A 19,619-nucleotide genomic window follows, 5' to 3' on the forward strand; every position below is an offset into this window, starting at 1 on the left:
ACCGCGAGCGCGGCGTCGTCCGGCGCGACCGGCTCCGCGTGGCCGTCCTGGTCCCGCTTGAAGGCCGGGATGTCCTTGGGCGCCAGACCGCGACGACCGACGGGCGCGCGAGCCTGCCCGGACCGTCGGGCCAGGAGCTCGCGGGCTTCTCGACGGACGCGCCGTCGACCTCGCCCGGGTGCTGGACCGCGACCAGCACGCGACGGTCCTGGATGATCGGACCGCAGGTCTCCGCGCCGGTCGGCACCGTCAGGAACTGCTTGAGCTCACCGCGGCGCTCGCCGTGGGTCGCGACGCCGAACAGGCCGTCGTGGGAGCCGAGCGCGTTGCCGTCCGTGGACAGCCACAGGTTGCCGTACGGGTCGAAGGCGACGTTGTCCGGGCAGGAGATGGGGCTGACCTTGTCCTTGGGGAAGCCGGCGAAGTAGGTGGCCGGGTCGTTCGGGTCGCCCGCGACCAGGAACAGGCGCCAGGCGAAGCCGTCGCTCGCCGGGTCGTCCCAGTGCTCGGCGAGCTCCAGGACCTGTCCGTGCTTGTTGCTGTTGCGCGGGTTGGCCTCGTCCGCACCCGCCTTGCCGGCGGCGCCGCGGTCCTTGTTGTTGGTGAGCGCGACGTAGACGCGGCCCGTGCGGGGGCTCGGCTCGACGTCCTCGGGGCGGTCCATCTTGGTGGCGCCGACCTTGTCACCGGCGAGGCGCGTGAAGACGTACACCTCTTCGGCGGTCATGCCGGGGACGTGCGAGACGTCGCCCGTGGCGAGCGGGATCCACACGCCGCTGCCGTCGAACTCACCGTCGTTCGGCAGCTTGCCGGTGCCGTCGATCTCCGCGGCCGGGCTGTCGCCCGTCAGCTTGGCGACGTAGAGGGTGCCCTCGTCGAGGAGCGTGAGGTTGTGCTCGCGGGCGCGCCGGGAGCTGCCCTTCATCATGCGCTTGCTGGAGACGAACTTGTAGAAGTAGTCGAACCGCTCGTCGTCGCCCATGTAGACGACCGGACGGCCGTCGTCGGTGAGACGCGGCTGCGCGGCCTCGTGCTTGAAACGGCCGAGGGCCGTGCGCTTGCGGGGCGTCGACTCCGGGTCGTACGGGTCCAGTTCGACGACCCAGCCGTGGCGGTGCGACTCGTTGGGCTCCTGCTCGGCGTCGAAGCGCTTGTCGAAACGCTCCCACTTGCGCTCGGTGGCGCCGGTGCCGATCCCGTACCGCTTGTCGGTCGCGCTCGACCCATTGGCGAAGTACTGGTTGAAGTTCTCCTCGCCGTGGAGCGTGGTGCCCCACGGAGTGGTGCCGCCGGCGCAGTTGTTGAGCGTGCCCAGCACCTTGGTGCCGGACGGATCGGCGGACGTACGCAGCAGGGCGGAGCCCGCGGCCGGACCGGTGAGCTCGAACTCGCTCGTGGCGGTCAGGCGGCGGTTGAGCGGGTGACGGGTGACCGGGGTCAGCTTGCCGCTGCGGTGCTCCTCCTGGACCACGACGACCGACAGACCGTGCGCGGCCCAGGCGATCTCCACCTGGTCGCGGGTCGGGTTCTCGGGGTCGTAGCCCTTGAACATCAGGACTTCGTCCGTGTACTCGTGGTTCGCGACGAGGACCTGTCGGCCGTGCTCGCCCTTGAGAGGCAGCAGGGAGAGGAAGTCGTTGTTGTAACCGAACTGACCCGCCTGGGCCTTGGCGGTCTGCTTGTCCGGGTCGAAGGCCGGCGCGCCGCGCAGAATGGGCTCGCCCCAGCGGATGACGACGCTCTGCTCGTAGCCGGCGGGGACGGTGACCTTGTCGTCCTTGTTGGGGGCGACGGGAGCGAAGCGCAGACCGCGGGCGCCGTCGGCCGTGCCCGGCTTCTGCGGCAGACCGGTTCGCGCCGCGGCGGCGGGGGTGGCGCCCTGCACGACGGCGGCACCGCCGGCGGCGGCGGCGACGGTGACCACGGCGGCGGCACGCATCATCGAACGGCGCGAGAGCGCGCTCGCTATGACGTCACCGGCGTACTCGTTGTCGCTGGTGTTGGGAACCTCGTGGAAGCAGGCGTCGCCGCAGCGGTAGCGGCAGGTGAGCGCGGAACGTCCGCCCGCGTGCGGGGCGGTGTTCAACAGCGGCAGCAGTTTGCGCACGTCGTCCTCCTTCGGCGCACCCTGCGCCGACATGGTGTCGGAATGATTCCGGCGGTGACGTTAGGTGCGCTCCTCTGCCCGGCGGCGGACACGAGGTGAACGAGGAATGAATGGGGCACGCACGGGGCGCGGTCGGTGTGTGTGGGAGAGGCATGCGGGTGCCCTCCCGGAAGCCGCGACGGGCGGCCGCTAACCTTACGTGTCCGCCCTGGCCCGCGTGCCTGGGGGGAACGTCTGCAGAGCGGACAGTCACCGCACCCAACTCATGCGAAAGGCCCCGCCCATGGGTATTCGGAGCTTGCTGCGCAAGGTGTTCGGCCGCGATCGCGCTGACGGCGCCGGGCGCGAGGAGTCGGCGGCGGCCTCCGTTCCGGCCCAGACGGAGCGCACCGAACCGGCCACGGAGGCCAGCACGGAACCGGCCACGGTGCCGGCCCAGACCGCGACGGACCGGGCGGCGGACCTGGTCTCGGCGGCGTTCGACAACCCGACCCCACGCTTCCCCACCCAGCCGAAGCCGTCGACGACGGCGCCCGCCCAGGAGCCCACCGCACCCGCGGAGTCCGCCGCGCCTGCGGAGACCGCCGAGCAGGTCGAGCCCGAGCCCGCAGCGGCTGCGGAGACCGCCGAGCCGGAGGCCGCCGCCGAGCCCCAGGCCGCCGCGCCCGTCGAGGCCACCGAGCCGGAGGCCGCCGCAGCTGCGGAGCACGCCGAGACCGTCCCGGCCGAGCCCGAGGCCGTCACGCCTGCCGAGGCCACTGAGCCGGAGACCGCCACGGCTGGAGAAGACGCCGCCTCGGTCGAGCCCGAGCCCGTCGCGCCTGCGGAGCCGACGGAGGCCGAACCGCTCGCGGCCGAGACCACCACCCCCGAAACCGACACCGCCGCGCCCGAGACCGCCCCCGAGCCGGAGGCCGCCGCCCCCGCCGAGGAGCCCGAGCCGGCGGCCGACGCCGTCGAGACCGAGCCCGAGCCCGAGCCCGTCAAGGCCGACGACCCGGTCGAGGTGCAGGACACCGCTCCCGCCGCCGGAGGCGGCAAGGCCGCCACCCCGCTCGCGCGGATCACGTCGCGCGCGCCCAAGATCGTCGACGCCTACAAGGCCGCGGGCGCCGCCCTCAAGAAGGCCGGGCTCACCGGCACCCGCGCGCGGGTGTACCTCGTGCTCGACCGGTCCGGGTCCATGCGGCCCTTCTACAAGGACGGCAGCGCCCAGCGCCTCGGCGAGCGGGCGCTCGCCCTCGCCGCGCATCTCGACGAGCGCGCCACCGTCGACGTCGTCTTCTTCTCGACCGAGATCGACGGCACCGGGGAGCTCACCCTCGACGCCCACGAGGGCCGCGTCGACGAGCTGCACGCCGGGCTCGGCCGGATGGGACGGACGAACTACCACCTCGCCGTCGAGGAGGTCCTCGCGCTGCACGCCAAGGCGGCCACGGACGCCCCCGCGTTCGTGATCTTCCAGACCGACGGCGCGCCCGAGTCCAAGACCGCGGCCACCGCCGCCCTCACCGCCGCCGCCGACCGGCCGGTCTTCTGGCAGTTCGTGGCGTTCGGCGAGCACGACGCCAAGGCGTTCGACTACCTCCGCAAGCTCCAGGCCGCCAACTCCGCGTTCTTCCACGCCGGCCCCGCGCCCGCCGAGCTGCCGGACGCCGAGGTGTTCCAGGGCCTCCTCGGAACCTGGCGCCCCTGACCGGGACGGCGAACGACACCCCGACGGCCGGGCCGCGCACACCGCGCGGCCCGGCCGTCGGCGTCCGGCTCGGTCCCCCGCGCCTCATGCGTGTGAGTTGATCTCCACCGGGCCGATAGGATTTCGACCATGGCGGCCACTGGATCCGAGAAGCAGGGGGCGAAGGCGTACTACGTCTCGACCCCCATCTACTACGTCAACGACGCTCCTCACCTGGGCCACGCCTACACGACCGTCGCAGGCGACGTGCTCACCCGCTGGCACCGTCAGCGCGGCGAGAAGGTGTGGTACCTCACCGGCACGGACGAGCACGGTCAGAAGATCATGCGCACGGCCGAGGCGAACAACGTCACGCCCCAGGCATGGTGCGACAAGCTCGTCGAGGAGGCGTGGAAGCCCCTCTGGGAGCACCTGAACATCGCGAACGACGACTTCATCCGCACCACGGAGAAGCGGCACACGGATCGTGTGCAGGAGTTCGTGCAGGACCTGTACGACAAGGGCGAGATCTACAAGGGCGGGTACGAGGGCCCGTACTGCGTGGGCTGCGAGGAGTACAAGCTCCCCGGCGATCTCATCGAGGCCGAGGACGGCACCAAGCTGTGCCCGATCCACAAGAAGCCGGTGGAGATCCTGAAGGAGGAGAACTACTTCTTCAAGCTCTCCGAGTACGGCCCGAAGCTGCTCGACCTCTACGCGGCGAACCCGGACTTCATCCAGCCCGAGTCCGCCCGCAACGAGGTCGTGAACTTCGTCAAGCAGGGCCTGCAGGACCTGTCGATCTCGCGCTCCACCTTCGACTGGGGCGTCCCGGTCCCGTGGGACGAGAAGCACGTCATCTACGTGTGGGTCGACGCGCTGCTCAACTACGCGACCGCGGTCGGCTACAACGAGAACCCGGCGAAGTTCGAGGAGACCTTCCCGGCGAACGTGCACCTGGTCGGCAAGGACATCCTCCGCTTCCACGCGGTCATCTGGCCGGCCATGCTGATGGCGCAGGGCCTGCCGGTGCCCGGCAAGGTCGCGGCCAACGGCTGGCTGATGGTCGGCGGCGAGAAGATGTCGAAGTCGAACCTGACCGGCATCAAGCCGCAGGACCTGACCTCGCACTTCGGCGTGGACGCCTACCGCTGGTACTTCCTGCGCGCGATCGCCTTCGGCAGCGACGGCTCGTTCTCCTGGGAGGACTTCACCGCCCGCTACACCTCCGAGCTCGCGAACGACTACGGCAACCTCGCCTCGCGCGTCGCGGCGATGGTGGGCAAGTACTTCGGCGGCGAGCTGCCGGAGGCCACGGCCGCCGGGGACGCCGAGAAGGCCGTCCAGGACGGACTGGCCCGGGCGGTCACCGAGGCCGACCGGAAGATCGGCGAGGAGCTGGACTTCCAGGGCGGCATCCTGGCGATCTTCGACTTCGTGAAGCAGGTCAACGGCTACATCACGGAGCAGGAGCCCTGGAAGGTCGCCAAGGACGATTCGGACGAGGGCCGTGCCCGCCTGGCCACGATCCTCTACACCGCCGCCGAGTCCCTGCGCGCGGTGGCGGTCCTGCTGAACCCGGTGATGCCTCAGACGTCCCAGAAGCTCTGGGAGTCGCTCGGCGCCGAGCCGGTCCTCGGCACGCTGGCCGACCAGCGGGTCCAGGACGCGGGAGAGTGGGGCAGGCTCCCCGCCGGCGCGACGGTGACGAAGGGCGCGGTGCTGTTCCCGCGCCTCGAGGAGAAGCCGGCGTAAGGACGCCGTACACGCGCAGAGGGGCCGGGCCCGGAGCCCGGCCCCTTTCGCATGCCCGGACCACGCTGAGCGCCCCCGGCCACATGGCCGGGGGCGCTCAGCGGAACGGAAGGCGTTACTTGTCCTTGTCGCCGGACTTGGCGACCGGCTTGCGCAGCGCGATGTTCAGCTCGCGCAGGCGGGCCTCCTCCAGCTCCGTCGGGGCGCCCATCATCAGGTCCTGCGCGTTGCCGTTGAGCGGGAACGCGATGGTCTCGCGGATGTTGGGCTCGTCGGCGAGCAGCATGACGATGCGGTCGACGCCCGGGGCGATGCCGCCGTGCGGCGGGGCGCCGTACTGGAAGGCGCGCAGCATGCCGGCGAACTCGCGCTCGACGGTCTCCCGCGAGTAGCCCGCGATCTCGAACGCCTTGAACATGATCTCGGGCTCGTGGTTCCGGATGGCGCCGGAGGACAGCTCGACACCGTTGCAGACGATGTCGTACTGCCAGCCCAGGATGTCCAGCGGGTCCTGCGTCTGAAGAGCCTCCAGGCCGCCCTGCGGCATCGAGAAGGGGTTGTGCGAGAAGTCGATCCTGCCGGTCTCCTCGTCCTTCTCGTACATCGGGAAGTCGACGATCCAGCAGAACCGGAAGACGTTCTCCTCGAAGTGGCCGGCGCGCTTGGCGGCCTCGACGCGGACCGCGCCCATGATCTTGGAGACCTCGTCGAACTCGCCCGCGCCGAAGAAGACCGCGTGGCCGGGGGCGAGGGAGAGGCGCTCGGTGAGGACCTTGACGTCCTCCTCGGTGAGGAACTTGGCGATCGGGCCGGTCAGGGCGCCGTTCTCGCCGACCCGCACCCAGGCGAGGCCCTTCGCCCCGTGCTCGACGGCGAACTCGCCGAGCCCGTCGAAGAACTTCCGCGGCTGGGCGGCCGTGTCCGGCACGGGCAGGGCGCGGACGTGCTTGCCGGCGAACGCCTTGAACTCCGAGCCCTCGAAGACGTCGGTGATGTCGACGAGCTCCAGCTGCGCCCGCAGGTCCGGCTTGTCGTTGCCGTACTTCAGCATCGACTCGCGGAACGGGATGCGCGGGAACGGCGAGGTGACGTGGCGGCCGCCGCCGAACTCCTCGAAGAGCTCGGTCATCAGCTTCTCGATCGGCTGGAAGACGTCCTCCTGCTCGACGAAGCTCATCTCGACGTCGAGCTGGTAGAACTCGCCCGGCGAGCGGTCGGCGCGGGCGTCCTCGTCGCGGAAGCAGGGCGCGATCTGGAAGTAGCGGTCGAACCCGGAGATCATGAACAGCTGCTTGAACTGCTGCGGGGCCTGCGGCAGCGCATAGAACTTGCCGGGGTTGAGCCGGGACGGCACCACGAAGTCACGCGCGCCCTCGGGGGAGGTGGCGGTCAGGATCGGGGTGGCCATCTCGTTGAAGCCGAGGGCCGTCATCTTGTGACGGATCGCGGAGATCACGGCCGTACGCAGCATGATGTTGCGGTGCATGCGCTCGCGGCGCAGGTCGAGGAAGCGGTACTCCAGGCGTCGCTCCTCGCCCACACCGTCGTCGGTGTTGATCTGGAACGGCAGCTGCTGCGCCGCGCCCAGGAGCTCGACCGCGGACACCTCGACCTCGATCTCGCCGGTCGGCAGGTCGGGGTTGACGTTCTCGGCGCCGCGGGAGACGACCTTGCCGTCGATGCGGACGACCGACTCCTTGTTCACCTTGTCCAGGGCCTCGTAGGCCGCGGTGCCCGGGCGGGCGACGAGCTGCGTGATGCCGTAGTGGTCGCGCAGATCGATGAAGAGGATGCCGCCCAGGTCTCGGCGATTGTGCAGCCAGCCGCTCAGCCGGACGTCCGCGTTGACGTCAGAGGCGCGGAGCTCGCCGCAGGTGTGGGACCTGTACCGATGCATCGTCGTTCATCCAGTCTTGGAGTGTCGGGGTCGGGCAACCTTTGCAAGGTTACCGCCCGGCTCCCCCGCGACTCATTTGACATAGACGCGACAGCGTCACATCCGCCGGTCCTTGCTGCGCCCGGCGGCCCCGGCCGCTGCCCGGCGCTGCCGTCCGGCGCGTCATGGGCGTCGGGGCCGGAATAGGGTGAGGGCCATGCGTACGGAGGACGTTCTGGCCGCCATCGCGACGGGCCTGTGGCGCTGGGACGACGCGTCGGGGCAGGTCACGCTCGACGCGGAGGCCGCCCGGCTGCTGGGGCTGCCCGAGGAGCCCGGCGAGTACTCGGAGGCCGCCGTGCGCTCCCGCTTCCACCCGGTCGACTGGAACGAGGTGAACGGGATCGTCGCCCTCGCGGCCGCCGAGGGCACCCTCGCCGAGGCGCGGCTGCGCGTCGTCGACGAGGCGGGCCGGGTCCTGCGCACCGTCCGCAGCCGCAGCAAGCCCGTCCTCGAAGGCGCGCACTACCGGCTGATCGGCACGATCCAGGAGGTCACCGAGCCCAAGCCGAGCGCGACCGCCGCCCAGACGTCGATCACCGGTGACTGGCGCCGCTCGCGCGAGGCGTTCCTGCTGGACGCGGGCCGCGCGCTGGCGGAGGCCCGCTCCACGGCCGAGGTCCTGCGCGTCGCCGCCTCCCTGTCCATGCCGGGCTTCTCGCCCGACGGACTCGCCGTCTTCGGCGTCGGCGGCGACCGGCTGACCATCATCGGCCACCACGGGCACGGCGAGGGAGACGACGAGCCCTTCAGCGACCTGCCGCTGGACACCGACTACCCCGCCTCCGAGGTCGTCCGTACCGGCCGCGCGATCTACCTGCCCACACCGGACGACTACCGCCGCCGCTATCCCGTCACCTGGCCGCTCGCCCGGCGCTTCGGCCGCCGGTCGTGGGCCTTCCTGCCGCTGATCGTCGCGGGGCGCACGATCGGCGCGTGGATGGCCGCCTTCCGCCACCCGGTCGCCTTCACCCCCGACGAGCGCTCGGTGCTGACCACCGTGGCCCGCATGCTCGCCCAGGCGCTCGCCCGCGCCGGGGCCGCCGAATCCGAACGGGAGCTGTCGCTCGGCCTCCAGCGCACGATGATGCCGACGCTCGGCCCCGGCATCCCGGGCATGACCGTGGCCGCCCGATACGTTCCCACCGGCGGTGGGCTCCAGGTCGGCGGCGACTGGTACGACATGATTCCGCTGCCGTCCGGGCGTGTGGCGCTCGTCATCGGCGACGTGCAGGGCCACGACGTGCGGGCCGCAGGCCTCATGGGCCAGCTGCGGATCGCCCTGCGCGCGTACGCCTCCGAGGGCCACCGGCCCGATGCGGTCCTCTCCCGTGCCTCCCGCTTCCTGCACGGCGTCACCGACGCCCACGAGTCCGGCGACCACGCGGGACCCCGCTTCGCCACCTGCCTCTACCTGGAGGTCGAGCCGTCCACCGGCCTGGTCGAGATCGCCCGCGCGGGCCATCCCGAGCCCGCCGTGATCACCTCCGACGGCACCGTGCTGCTCCGGGCCACCGAGGGCGGACTGCCGCTCGGCATCGACCCGGACACGGACTATCCGACGACCCGGTTCGTGCTGGAGGCCGGCGTGACGCTGATGATCTGCACGGACGGGCTCCTGGAGACCGGCGGGCACGACCTGGACACGGGGTGGGCGCGGCTGCGGACCGTGCTGGAGGAGAACGCGGGCCGGCCTCTGGAGGATCTCGCCGACACCCTCGTCCAGGCCGTGCACGGACCGACGTCGCACTACACGACCGGCCCGCTCGCCGACCGGCGCGAGGACGACATCGCGGTCCTGCTGCTCACTCGGGAGGCCCAGCCCGCCCGGCGGCCCACCCGGCGCACCGCGATGAGTGTGGCGCAGGCGCAGCCGGAGCGGATCGCGGCGGCGCGGCAGCAGGTGCGCCAGCTGCTGCACGACTGGTCGGACGAGGAGCAGGTCGACTCCGCGGTGCTGATTGTCTCCGAGATGATCACCAATGTGCTCGTCCACACGGACGGCAACGCCCTGCTGGCCGCCGAGGTCGCCCACCGTGAGAAGGGCCGCAGACTGCGCGTGGAGGTCACCGACCCGAGCGACGAGCTGCCCCACAAGCGGCGTCCGGGCGAGATGGCGTCGTCGGGGCGCGGCCTGGTGCTGATGGAGGTGCTGGCGGACGCCTGGGGTGTGGATCCGAGGGGCGAGGGCAAGTCGATCTGGTTCGAGCTCTACGAACCGCCCCCGGGCGAGGGCCCCGACGGGCCGGACGGGGCGCCGCCCGTGGCGTAACGGGCCCGCAGCTCGCCGATCACGCCGAAGGCGGCGGCGGTGACGGGCACGGCGAGCAGCATCCCGAGGATGCCGGCGAGGCTCGCCCCGGCCGTGATGGCCAGCATCACCACGGCCGGGTGCATCTGGACCGTACGGCTCTGGATCATCGGCTGGAGCACGTGGCCTTCGAGCACCTGGACGGCGAGCACGATGCCGAGGGCCCACAGCGCGATCACGAATCCGCGGTCGGCGAACGCGACGAGTACGGCTACGGCGCCGGAGATGAAGGCGCCCAGATACGGGATGTAGGCGCCGACGAACACCAGCGCCCCGAGCCCGACGGCGCCGGGCACGCGCAGGATCAGCAGCCCGACGGTGATGCACAGGCCGTCGATCAGCGCGATGAAGGTGGTCCCGCGCATGAAGCCCTCGACCGCCTCGAAGGCGCGGCGGCCCATCGCCTCGGCGGTGTCGCCGGTGGAACGCGGGACGAGGGAGCGCAGGGTGAGGACGGCGCGGTCGGAGTCGCGCAGGAAGAAGAAGACGAGCAGCAGCGCCAGCACGGCGATGGCGATCATCTCGCCGACCACGCTCAGTCCCGAGATCACGCCGGACGCGGCCGTGCCGCCGAATTCGCTCAGCAGCTTCTTGGCGTTGGCCGCGACGTCGTCGAGCGAGGTGCCCGCCGCGCCGAAGTGCTCGGCGAGGTCCTGGGCGGCCTGCCGGAGGGAGGCGATGATCTGGTCACCGGTCTCCAGCAGCGCGTTGACCACGATGTAGGCCGCGCCGCCGACGACCGCGAGCACGGCCGCGCACGTCAGACCGGCGGCGAGCGAGCGCTGCACCTTCATGCGCAGGAGCCGCCGGTACAGCGGTCCGAGCAGCGCGGTGCCGAGCAGTGCCAGGAGGACCGGCGTGACGGCCGTCCTGAAGGTGATGACCAGCCAGACCGCGACCGCCGCGACCCCGGTCAGCAACAGCGCGACCGCACACCAGGCCGCGAGCCGGCGCACGGGGTCGGGGAGGACGGGCCGGGCGTGAGGGGTCTGCACGCCACCCAGCCGATCACGCCTCCCGTTCGGCGGCCCGCCGGAACGGGCCAGGGGGGTGACAGGGCGTCAGCCCCCTGGCGGCGCTCCTCGTCAGGCGACGGTCGGCCCGGACTCCTGCATGCCGTGGACGGCGGGGATCGTGCCGAGCCGGCCCTTCTGGAAGTCCTCGAAGGCCTGCTGGAGCTCCTCGCGCGTGTTCATCACGAACGGCCCGTAGTGCGCCATCGGCTCCCGGATCGGCGCGCCGCCCAGCAGCACGATCTCCAGGTCGCCGGTGTGCGAGCCGTTCTGGGTGTCGTCCGCCCAGACGGTGAGCGCGCCGCCGGCACCGAACACGGCGGTCTGGCCCATGTGGATCGGCCGCCGCTCCTCGCCGACCGCGCCGCGTCCGGCGAGGACGTACGCGAGGCCGTTGAAGTCCTCGCGCCACGGCAGCCGGATCTGCGCCCCGGGGCGCAGCGTCGCGTGGATCATCGTGATCGGGGTGTGGGTGATGCCCGGGCCCTCGTGGCCGTCCAGCTCACCGGCGATGACCCGCAGCAGCGCACCGCCGTCGGCCGAGGTCAGCAGCCGGACCTGGCCGCCGCGGATGTCCTGGTAGCGGGGGTCCATCATCTTGTCCTTGGCGGGCAGGTTCACCCACAGCTGGAGCCCGTGGAACAGGCCGCCGGACATGACGAGCTGCTCGGGCGGCGCCTCGATGTGCAGCAGGCCGGAGCCGGCGGTCATCCACTGGGTGTCGCCGTTCCGGATCGTGCCGCCGCCGCCGTTGCTGTCCTGGTGGACGAAGGTCCCGTCGATCAGGTACGTGACGGTCTCGAAGCCGCGGTGCGGGTGCCAGGGGGTCCCCTTCGGCTCGCCCGGCGCGTAGTCCACCTCGCCCATCTGGTCCATCATGATGAACGGATCGAGGTGGCGGTAGTTGATCCCGGCGAACGCGCGTCGCACCGGGAAGCCCTCCCCCTCGAAGCCGCTGGGCGCCGTGGTCACGGCGAGCACCGGCCGGGACACGGCGTCGGCGGGCGCGGCGACGCGCGGCAGGGTGAGCGGGTTCTCGACAGTCACTGCAGGCATGGCGGGACCTCCTTGTACGACCAGCTTAGTTGAATCCTGAACTTCTTGCCATCGGGAACGACGAACGCCCGGGAGGAATTCCTCCCGGGCGCCCCGGTCCCTCAGCCTGCCCGCCGGCCGCTATCCGTACATCCGCCGCATGGCGAAGTCGACCATCTGCTCCACGGCCTTCGCGTCGAAGACCATCCGGTGGTCGCCCTCCATGTCGAGCACGAAGCCGTACCCCGTCGGCAGCAGGTCGATCACCTCGGCACCGGTGATCACGAAGTACTTGGAGTCCTTGCCCGCGTAGCGGCGGAGCTCCTTGAGGGACGTGAACATGGGGATGACCGGCTGCTGGGTGTTGTGCAGCGCGAGGAAGCCCGGGTTGTCGCCGCGCGGGCAGTAGACCTTCGACGTCGCGAAGATCTGCTGGAAGTCCTCGGCCGACATCGACCCCGTCGTGAAGGCCCGCACCGCGTCGGCCAGGGACGGCGGCGACGGCTCGGGGTACAGCGGCTGCTCTCCGTAGGAGGGCTGCTGCGGCACGTACTGCTGCTGCTGTGCGCCCGGGGTCTGGTCGTAGCCGTACATGAGCGCAAGAGTAACGAGTCACAGTTGCCCCGATGGGGGTTGCATCTTATTACCGACGGGTAGCATCATCGAAGCTACTTACTGGTACGTGGACGACAAGTCCATCTCCCGATCCTTACGGAGCCGTCGCCATGGGGCACTACAAGTCGAATCTCCGCGACATCGAGTTCAACCTCTTCGAGGTCCTCGGGCGCGACAAGCTGTACGGCACCGGCCCGTTCGCGGAGATGGACGTCGACACCGCCAAGTCGATCCTCGAGGAGATCGCCCGCCTCGCGGAGAACGAGCTGGCCGAGTCCTTCGCCGACGCCGACCGCAACCCGCCGGTGTTCGACCCGGCCACCAACACCGCCCCGGTCCCGGCCTCCTTCAAGAAGAGCTACGAGGCCTTCATGGACTCGGAGTACTGGCGCCTCGGCCTGCCGGAGGAGATCGGCGGCACCACCTCGCCCCGCTCCCTGATCTGGGCCTACGCGGAGCTGCTGCTCGGCTCCAACCCGGCCGTCTGGATGTACTCCTCGGGTCCCGCCTTCGCCGGCATCCTCTTCGCCGAGGGCAACGAGGCGCAGAAGAAGGTCGCCCAGATAGCGGTCGACAAGCGCTGGGGCTCCACCATGGTCCTCACCGAGCCGGACGCGGGCTCGGACGTCGGCGCCGGACGCACCAAGGCGATCGAGCAGGAGGACGGCTCCTGGCACATCGAGGGCGTGAAGCGCTTCATCACCTCCGGTGAGCACGACATGGAGGAGAACATCCTCCACTACGTCCTCGCCCGCCCCGAGGGTGCCGGTCCGGGCACCAAGGGCCTGTCCCTCTTCCTCGTCCCGAAGTACCACTTCGACTGGGAGACCGGCGAGCTGGGCGAGCGCAACGGCGTGTACGCGACGAACGTCGAGCACAAGATGGGCCTGAAGGCCTCCAACACCTGCGAGATGACGTTCGGCGACCAGCACCCCGCCAAGGGCTGGCTGATCGGCGACAAGCACGACGGCATCCGCCAGATGTTCATGATCATCGAGTTCGCCCGGATGATGGTCGGCACGAAGGCCATCGCCACCCTCTCCACCGGCTACCTGAACGCGCTGGAGTACGCCAAGGAGCGCGTCCAGGGCCCCGACCTGAAGAACTTCGCGGACAAGACCGCGCCCAAGGTCACCATCACGCACCACCCGGACGTGCGCCGCTCCCTCATGACGCAGAAGTCCTACGCGGAGGGCATGCGCGCCCTGGTGCTCTACACCGCCGCCATCCAGGACGAGATCGCCGTCAAGGAGGCCGCCGGCGAGGACGCCAAGAACCTCGTCGCGCTGAACGACCTGCTGCTGCCCATCGTCAAGGGCTACGGCTCCGAGAGGTCCTACGAGCAGCTGGCCCAGTCGCTGCAGACCTTCGGCGGCTCCGGCTACCTCCAGGAGTACCCGGTCGAGCAGTACATCCGCGACGCCAAGATCGACACCCTCTACGAGGGCACCACCGCCATCCAGGGCCAGGACTACTTCTTCCGGAAGATCGTCCGCGACCAGGGCCAGGCGCTGAACGCACTGTCCGAGGAGATCAAGAAGTTCCTCGCGATCGGCCCCGGCGGCGACGAGCTCGCCCCGGCCCGCGACGCGCTCGCCAAGGCGGCCGTCGACCTGGAGGCGATCGTCGGCACCATGACGAACGACCTGATCGCCACCGGCGAGGACGTCAAGAACATCTACAAGGTCGGGCTCAACACCACCCGCCTGCTGATGGTCTCCGGTGACGTCGTCGTCGCCTACCTGCTGCTGCGCGGCGCCGCCGTGGCCGCGGAGAAGCTGCCGAGCGCGTCCGCCAAGGACGTGCCGTTCTACCAGGGCAAGATCGCGGCCGCGAAGTTCTTCGCCGCCAACGTCCTGCCGGGCGTCTCCGTCGAGCGCACGCTCGCCGAGAACGTCGACGGCTCGCTGATGGACCTCGACGAGGCCGCGTTCTGACCTCGTCCGCACCGTCGCACAGGGCCGCCGCCCGACCTCTCCGGGCGGCGGCCCTGCCGCGTCGAGACCGTCGCGGCGGAGCGCGGCGAGCCGCCCACCTGGGGTGCCGCGCATTGGCAACCGGCGCGTGTACACCCCTCGTTAAGGTGAACCCATGAGCAGCCCATCCCCCCGCTTCGACCGCGGTCACACCGACGACCTCATGTCCTTCCTGACGGCAGCACCCTCGCCGTACCACGCCGTGGCCGAGGCCGCCGAGCGGCTGGAGAAGGCCGGCTTCCGCCACCTGCTGGAGACCGATTCCTGGGACGGCTCCACAGGCGGCCGGTACGTGCTGCGCGGCGGCGCGCTGATCGCCTGGTACGTACCGGAAGGCGCCTCCGCCCACACCCCCTTCCGCATCGTCGGCGCCCACACCGACTCCCCCAACCTGCGGGTCAAGCCGCTGCCGGACACCGGCTCCCACGGCTGGCGGCAGATCGCCGTCGAGATCTACGGCGGGACGCTCCTCAACACCTGGCTCGACCGCGACCTCGGCCTGGCCGGCCGGCTGACGCTGCGCGACGGCTCGCACCGGCTCGTCAACGTCGACCGCCCGCTGCTCCGCGTCCCCCAGCTCGCCGTCCACCTGGACCGCTCGGTCAACACCGACGGCCTCAAGCTGGACCGCCAGCGCCACATGCAGCCCGTCTGGGGACTCGGCGACATCGAGGAGGGCGGCCTGATCCGCTTCCTGGAGCAGGAGTCGGGCGTCGGCGAGGGCGAGATCACCGGCTGGGACCTGATGGTCCACGCCGTCGAACCGCCCGCCTACCTCGGCCGCGACCGCGAACTCCTGGCCGGTCCCCGTATGGACAACCTCCTGTCCGTCCATGCGGGCACGGCCGCCCTGACCGCGGTCGCCGCCTCCGGCGACCTGCCGTACATCCCCGTCCTCGCCGCCTTCGACCACGAGGAGAACGGCTCCCAGTCCGACACCGGCGCCGAGGGACCGCTGCTCGGTTCGGTGCTGGAGCGCTCGGTGTTCTCCCGCGGCGGCACCCTGGAGGACCGGGCCCGCGCCTTCGCCGCAAGCATCTGCCTGTCCTCCGACACCGGCCACGCCGTCCACCCCAACTACGGCGAGCGCCACGACCCCACGCACCACCCCCGCGCCAACGGCGGGCCCATCCTCAAGGTGAACGTCAACCAGCGCTACGCCACCGACGGCAGCGGCCGGGCCGTGTTCGCCGCGGCCTGCGAGAAGGCCGGCGTGCCGTGGCAGACGTTCGTGTCGAACAACGCGATGCCGTGCGGCACCACCATCGGCCCCATCACCGCGGCCCGGCACGGCATCGCGACGGTGGACATCGGCGTCGCGATCCTGTCGATGCACAGCGCCCGCGAACTGTGCGGCGCGGACGACCCGTACCTGCTGGCCAACGCGCTGGTGGCGTTCCTGGAAGGCTGAGCCGCACACCCGACCGGCCCGACCGGCCCGGCCGGCCGGCAGGAAGGCGACCTCCTGGCCGGCGGTTCGGCTCCGTCACCGACGACCGTCACCTGGTGCCGCCGCCCGCGACGCGGCGAACGGACAAGGACGACCTGACGAAGGGCCTCGCCGAGGCGGCCATGGCACGCTGACCGCCTCGGGACCGCCTCGTCTACCCGGCCGCCGGGTCCATCCCCGCCAGGACGAGCGGCAGCCGGTCGGCACCGCCGGCGGTGAGACGCACCGGAACGCCCCAGTCCTGCTGATGCACATGGCAGGCCGGGTACTCTCCCCCAGAGCCTCCGGTCTGGGAGGTGCCCCCAGCAGGGTCGTCGCAGGACGCGGCCATGGCCGACACGTGCAGCACGCCCTCGGCGATCTCCGGGTTCAGCTCCAGCTCCCGGCTCAGATCCGTCCCCGCGCCCTCGCCCGCGCGCAGCAGCTCGGGCGGCGTGGAGGAGACCAGCAGGCGGGTCGAGGGTCCGTAACGGGTGTCGAGCTTCTGGCCGGCCGGGGCCTGGAAGACGACGTCCAGCCGGAGCGCCCCCGGCGCGACGTCGGTCGCGGCGCGCTGGGTGCGGTGGGCGACGCCCTCCACGCGCACGGCCTCCTCCGGCAGCCGCAGCCGGGTCAGCCGGTGCCGGGCCGACTCCACGACCACGATGTCGTCGCCGACGAGCACCGCGCCGCTCGGCTCCCGCAGGTCGGTGGCCAGCGTGGTGACCTCGTTCGCCGCCGGGTCGAACCGGCGCAGCGCGTGGTTGTACGTGTCGCTGATCGCCACGGAGCCGTCGGGCAGCGCGGTGACGCCCAACGGATGCTGGAGCAGCGCCTGTCCGGCGTCCCCGTCACGGTGCCCGAAGTCGAACAGCCCCGTGCCGACGGCCGTGCGGACCTGCATGTCCCGGTCGACGAAGCGGACCGCCGAGGTCTCCGAGTCGGCGATCCACAGCCGGTCCTCGGTCGCGGCGAGCCCGGACGGCTGCGCGAACCACGCCTCGGCCGCCGGGCCGTCCACCAGGCCTTCGTTGGTCGTGCCCGCGGCGACCTGCACGGTGCCCGCCTCGGGATCGTACGTCCACAGCTGGTGCACGCCGGCCATCGCGATCCACAGCCTGCCGTTCCACCAGGCCACGTCCCACGGCGACGACAGTGAGACCTCCAGCGCGGGCCCCGAGGTCGCCGACCCCTGCCACCACTGCTTGCCGGTCCCGGCGAGCAGCTCGATCGCGCCGGTCTCGGGGTCGTAGGCACGGATGGCGTGGTTCACGGTGTCCGCGACGGCGACGCGACCGTCGGGCAGCAGCGCGAGTCCCTGGGGCTCGTTGAACTCGCCGTCCCCGATCCGCCGCACGACGCTCTCGCCGTCCGGCTCCAGCTCCACGAGCTGGTGCCGGGTCGAGTCGGACACGAGGAAGTTGCCCGACGGCAGCAGCAGCGCCTTGCCGGGGAACCGCAGATCGGTGGCCACGGGCTCGGGGGCCACATAGGGCCCGTCACCGCGCCGCAGCGTCCCCTTCGCCGCGTGCTCGGCCTCCAGTTCCTCGACGAGCTTCGCGATGGCGTGCGCATGCCCCTCGCCCGCGTGCTGGGCGACGACGTACCCCTCCGGGTCGATGACGACGAGCGTGGGCCAGGCCCGTACGGCGTACTGCTTCCACGTGGCGAGCTCGGGGTCGTCCAGGACGGGGTGGTGGACCTGGTACCGCTCGACGGCGTCGACGACGGCCTGGTGCTCGGCCTCGTGGACGAACTTCGGCGAGTGCACGCCGATGATCACCACGGTGTCGCGGTGCTTCTCCTCGAGCTCGCGCAGTTCGTCGAGGACGTGGAGGCAGTTGATGCAGCAGAAGGTCCAGAAATCCAGGATCACAATGCGCCCTCGCAGGTCCGCGAGGGTGTACTGCCTGTCACCCGTGTTCAGCCAGCCGCCCTTGCCGATCAGCTCGGGGGCACGGACACGGGCACGGCGGCTGGGCGCGGGGGTGGGCGCCGGGGCGGCATCGTTCATGGTTCCAGCTTGCCATCCGCCCATGACCCCCCGATCACGGCCGTGCGCCCCGGCTGCCGGGTCGTGCCCCGGCGGGCCGTCAGAGCGTCACGGTGGACTCGTAGATCCCGCTCGTCATGTCGTCGCAGAGTGCCCGGCACTTCCCGAAGAGGTCCGCGAACTCGGGCCTGCCCTGCCATGCGGCCGCCGCCTCAGGGCTCCGCCACGCCGCGAAGGACACGAAGTGGTTCGGGTCGGACACGTCGCGGATGAGGCGGGCCTTCACGAAGCCCTCGTTGGCACCCTTGGTCCACGCCAGGAATTCCGTCCAGGCGTCGATGAAGTCGTCGGCCTTCCCTTCTGTGACGTGCCAGTTCCCCGAGGACCAGTGCTTGAGTTCCTCTCTCATACCACCAGGCTAATCCGGCATACCGGTCAATTCCTTCGGGAATCCGTGCGCTCATGACCTACCTGGTGCGCGACAAGATCTTCGCGATCGGCGACGACTACTGGATCGACGACGAGCACGGGCGGCACGCCTTCCTCGTGGACGGGAAGGCGCTGCGGCTGCGGGACACGCTGGAGCTCAAGGACCCGGACGGCTACGTGCTCGTCACGCTGCGGCAGAAGCTGCTCAGCCTGCGGGGGGAGATGACGATCGAGCGGGGGGGGACAGAGCTCGCCACGATCCGCAGGAAGCGGCTGTCCCTGCTGCGCAACCACTACCGGGTCACGCTCGCCGACGGTACGGAGCTGGACGTCAGCGGGCGGATCCTGGACCGGGAGTTCGCCATCGAGTACGAGGGCGAACTGCTGGCGCACATCTCGCGGCGGTGGCTGACCGTGCGGGACACGTACGGCGTGGACGTCGTACGGGAGGAGGCGGACGCCGCCCTGCTGATCGCCGTCGCGGTGTGCGTGATCCGGATGGCGGAGAAGGAGCGGGAGGAGGGGTGAGCTACGCGGACCGGACCGGCGGGACCGGCAGGCCGAGGCGGCGGTCCTTGAGCGCCGGGAAGAGCTCCCGGGTCTTGTCCACCTTCGACGGGTCGAGGTCCACGGTCAGCACCTCCTCGTCCGGACCGGCCTCGGCCAGCACCTCGCCCCAGGGGTCCACGACGATGCTGTGCCCGGCCTGTTCGACGTCGGCGTGCGTGCCCGCGGTCCCGCAGGCGAGCACGTACGCCTGGTTCTCGACGGCGCGGGCGCGGGCCAGCAGGGTCCAGTGCTCGCGGCGGCGGGCCGGCCAGCCGGCCGGGACGACGAGCGCCTGGGCGCCGGCGTCGACGAGGCCGCGGAACAGCTCGGGGAAGCGAAGGTCGTAGCAGGTGGCGAGGCCGAGGGTGAGCGCACCGGGCACGGGCACGGTCACCAGGTCCTCACCGGCGCCCATCATCACGGCCTCGCCCTTGTCGAAGCCGAAGCGGTGGATCTTGCGGTAGGCGGCGGCCAGCCGGCCGTCGGGCGCGATGACCAGCGCGGTGTTGTAGAGCGTGCCGTCGCCGTCCCTCTCGACGATCGAGCCGGCGTGCAGCCAGACGCCCGCGTCGCGCGCGGCCTCGGCCATCGCCTCGTACGTCGGCCCGGCCGGCGTCTCGGCCTCCGCCTCGAACCGCTGGTAGGCGAAGGCGCCGACGGGCCAGAGCTCGGGAAGGACGACCAGTTCGGCGTCCCGTTGCTCGCGTACCAGCGCGGCGACGCGATGCCTGCGGGATTCGACTGGTTCGTCCGGGTCTACTGCGATCTGTACGAGCGAGGCGCGCACACTACCACC

14 protein-coding genes are annotated in these 19,619 nt (G+C 71.2%); 6 read left to right on the top strand and 8 right to left on the bottom strand.

The window, feature by feature from the left end; translation table 11 throughout:
• Window positions 1-2,107: PhoX family protein (locus AB0K02_RS32160; protein WP_365996169.1), on the bottom strand; the 2,107-nt coding region annotated here is incomplete at its 3' end.
• A gap of 283 nt (window positions 2,108-2,390) precedes the next feature.
• Here AB0K02_RS32160 and AB0K02_RS32165 point away from each other — a divergent pair.
• Together AB0K02_RS32165 and metG are read left to right on the top strand one after the other, a co-directional pair.
• On the top strand, window positions 2,391-3,803 hold the full coding sequence (locus tag AB0K02_RS32165) for a VWA domain-containing protein (protein WP_365996143.1): 1,413 nt from the start codon (window positions 2,391-2,393) through the stop codon (window positions 3,801-3,803).
• A 129-nt stretch (window positions 3,804-3,932) separates the two neighbouring features.
• On the top strand, window positions 3,933-5,537 hold the full coding sequence (gene metG, locus AB0K02_RS32170) for a methionine--tRNA ligase (RefSeq protein WP_365996144.1): 1,605 nt from the start codon (window positions 3,933-3,935) through the stop codon (window positions 5,535-5,537).
• A gap of 115 nt (window positions 5,538-5,652) precedes the next feature.
• On the opposite strand, the gene aspS is transcribed toward metG, so the two are convergent.
• Window positions 5,653-7,434, bottom strand: a complete 1,782-nt coding sequence (aspS, locus tag AB0K02_RS32175) for an aspartate--tRNA ligase (RefSeq protein ID WP_365996145.1) — start codon at window positions 7,432-7,434, stop codon at window positions 5,653-5,655.
• A 196-nt stretch (window positions 7,435-7,630) separates the two neighbouring features.
• Here aspS and AB0K02_RS32180 point away from each other — a divergent pair, with 196 nt between their 5' ends.
• A complete protein-coding gene (locus AB0K02_RS32180; protein WP_365996146.1) occupies window positions 7,631-9,745 on the top strand; it encodes a SpoIIE family protein phosphatase in 2,115 nt (704 codons plus the stop codon).
• Here the strand turns inward: AB0K02_RS32180 and AB0K02_RS32185 are convergent.
• The 3 genes from AB0K02_RS32185 to AB0K02_RS32195 all read right to left on the bottom strand — a co-directional run bounded on the left by AB0K02_RS32185 (window position 9,685) and on the right by AB0K02_RS32195 (window position 12,426).
• On the bottom strand, window positions 9,685-10,779 hold the full coding sequence (locus tag AB0K02_RS32185) for an AI-2E family transporter (RefSeq protein WP_365996147.1): 1,095 nt from the start codon (window positions 10,777-10,779) through the stop codon (window positions 9,685-9,687). The genes AB0K02_RS32180 and AB0K02_RS32185 overlap by 61 nt on opposite strands.
• A 90-nt stretch (window positions 10,780-10,869) precedes the next feature.
• Window positions 10,870-11,853: a pirin family protein gene (locus tag AB0K02_RS32190; protein WP_365996148.1), complete on the bottom strand. Its 984-nt coding sequence runs from the start codon at window positions 11,851-11,853 to the stop codon at window positions 10,870-10,872.
• 120 nt (window positions 11,854-11,973) lie between these two features.
• Complete coding sequence (locus tag AB0K02_RS32195) at window positions 11,974-12,426, bottom strand: SseB family protein (RefSeq protein ID WP_177149390.1); 453 nt, start codon at window positions 12,424-12,426, stop codon at window positions 11,974-11,976.
• A 131-nt stretch (window positions 12,427-12,557) separates the two neighbouring features.
• Here AB0K02_RS32195 and AB0K02_RS32200 point away from each other — a divergent pair, with 131 nt between their 5' ends.
• Both AB0K02_RS32200 and AB0K02_RS32205 read left to right on the top strand, forming a co-directional pair.
• Complete coding sequence (locus tag AB0K02_RS32200; protein ID WP_365996149.1) at window positions 12,558-14,384, top strand: acyl-CoA dehydrogenase; 1,827 nt, start codon at window positions 12,558-12,560, stop codon at window positions 14,382-14,384.
• 154 nt (window positions 14,385-14,538) lie between these two features.
• A complete protein-coding gene (locus tag AB0K02_RS32205; protein WP_365996150.1) occupies window positions 14,539-15,834 on the top strand; it encodes a M18 family aminopeptidase in 1,296 nt (431 codons plus the stop codon).
• Between the two features lie 193 nt (window positions 15,835-16,027).
• On the opposite strand, the gene AB0K02_RS32210 is transcribed toward AB0K02_RS32205, so the two are convergent.
• Both AB0K02_RS32210 and AB0K02_RS32215 read right to left on the bottom strand, forming a co-directional pair.
• Window positions 16,028-17,866: an NHL domain-containing thioredoxin family protein gene (locus tag AB0K02_RS32210; RefSeq protein WP_365996151.1), complete on the bottom strand. Its 1,839-nt coding sequence runs from the start codon at window positions 17,864-17,866 to the stop codon at window positions 16,028-16,030.
• A gap of 79 nt (window positions 17,867-17,945) precedes the next feature.
• On the bottom strand, window positions 17,946-18,254 hold the full coding sequence (locus AB0K02_RS32215) for an antibiotic biosynthesis monooxygenase family protein (protein WP_365996152.1): 309 nt from the start codon (window positions 18,252-18,254) through the stop codon (window positions 17,946-17,948).
• Between the two features lie 53 nt (window positions 18,255-18,307).
• On the opposite strand from AB0K02_RS32215, the gene AB0K02_RS32220 reads away from it, so the two are divergent.
• The gene (locus AB0K02_RS32220; RefSeq protein WP_365996153.1) at window positions 18,308-18,802 is read left to right on the top strand and encodes an LURP-one-related family protein; all 495 of its coding nucleotides are present in this window, start codon (window positions 18,308-18,310) and stop codon (window positions 18,800-18,802) included.
• A 1-nt stretch (window position 18,803) separates the two neighbouring features.
• Here the strand turns inward: AB0K02_RS32220 and AB0K02_RS32225 are convergent, their stop codons facing one another.
• On the bottom strand, window positions 18,804-19,610 hold the full coding sequence (locus AB0K02_RS32225) for a carbon-nitrogen family hydrolase (protein WP_365996154.1): 807 nt from the start codon (window positions 19,608-19,610) through the stop codon (window positions 18,804-18,806).
• Window positions 19,611-19,619: the final 9 nt, after the last annotated feature.

The organism is Streptomyces sp. NPDC049597 (assembly GCF_040675505.1).
In the GTDB taxonomy this organism is placed as follows: Bacteria; Actinomycetota; Actinomycetes; order Streptomycetales; family Streptomycetaceae; genus Streptomyces.

Excerpts from the sequence above, each read along its gene's own strand:
- AB0K02_RS32165 (WP_365996143.1), top strand. The coding sequence starts at position 2,391 with ATGGGTATTCGGAGCTTGCTGCGCAAGGTGTTCGGCCGCGATCGCGCT.
- metG (WP_365996144.1), top strand. The coding sequence starts at position 3,933 with ATGGCGGCCACTGGATCCGAGAAGCAGGGGGCGAAGGCGTACTACGTC.
- aspS (WP_365996145.1), bottom strand. The coding sequence starts at position 7,434 with ATGCATCGGTACAGGTCCCACACCTGCGGCGAGCTCCGCGCCTCTGAC.
- AB0K02_RS32180 (WP_365996146.1), top strand. The coding sequence starts at position 7,631 with ATGCGTACGGAGGACGTTCTGGCCGCCATCGCGACGGGCCTGTGGCGC.
- AB0K02_RS32190 (WP_365996148.1), bottom strand. The coding sequence starts at position 11,853 with ATGCCTGCAGTGACTGTCGAGAACCCGCTCACCCTGCCGCGCGTCGCC.
- AB0K02_RS32195 (WP_177149390.1), bottom strand. The coding sequence starts at position 12,426 with ATGTACGGCTACGACCAGACCCCGGGCGCACAGCAGCAGCAGTACGTG.
- AB0K02_RS32200 (WP_365996149.1), top strand. The coding sequence starts at position 12,558 with ATGGGGCACTACAAGTCGAATCTCCGCGACATCGAGTTCAACCTCTTC.
- AB0K02_RS32205 (WP_365996150.1), top strand. The coding sequence starts at position 14,539 with ATGAGCAGCCCATCCCCCCGCTTCGACCGCGGTCACACCGACGACCTC.
- AB0K02_RS32210 (WP_365996151.1), bottom strand. The coding sequence starts at position 17,866 with ATGAACGATGCCGCCCCGGCGCCCACCCCCGCGCCCAGCCGCCGTGCC.
- AB0K02_RS32215 (WP_365996152.1), bottom strand. The coding sequence starts at position 18,254 with ATGAGAGAGGAACTCAAGCACTGGTCCTCGGGGAACTGGCACGTCACA.
- AB0K02_RS32220 (WP_365996153.1), top strand. The coding sequence starts at position 18,308 with ATGACCTACCTGGTGCGCGACAAGATCTTCGCGATCGGCGACGACTAC.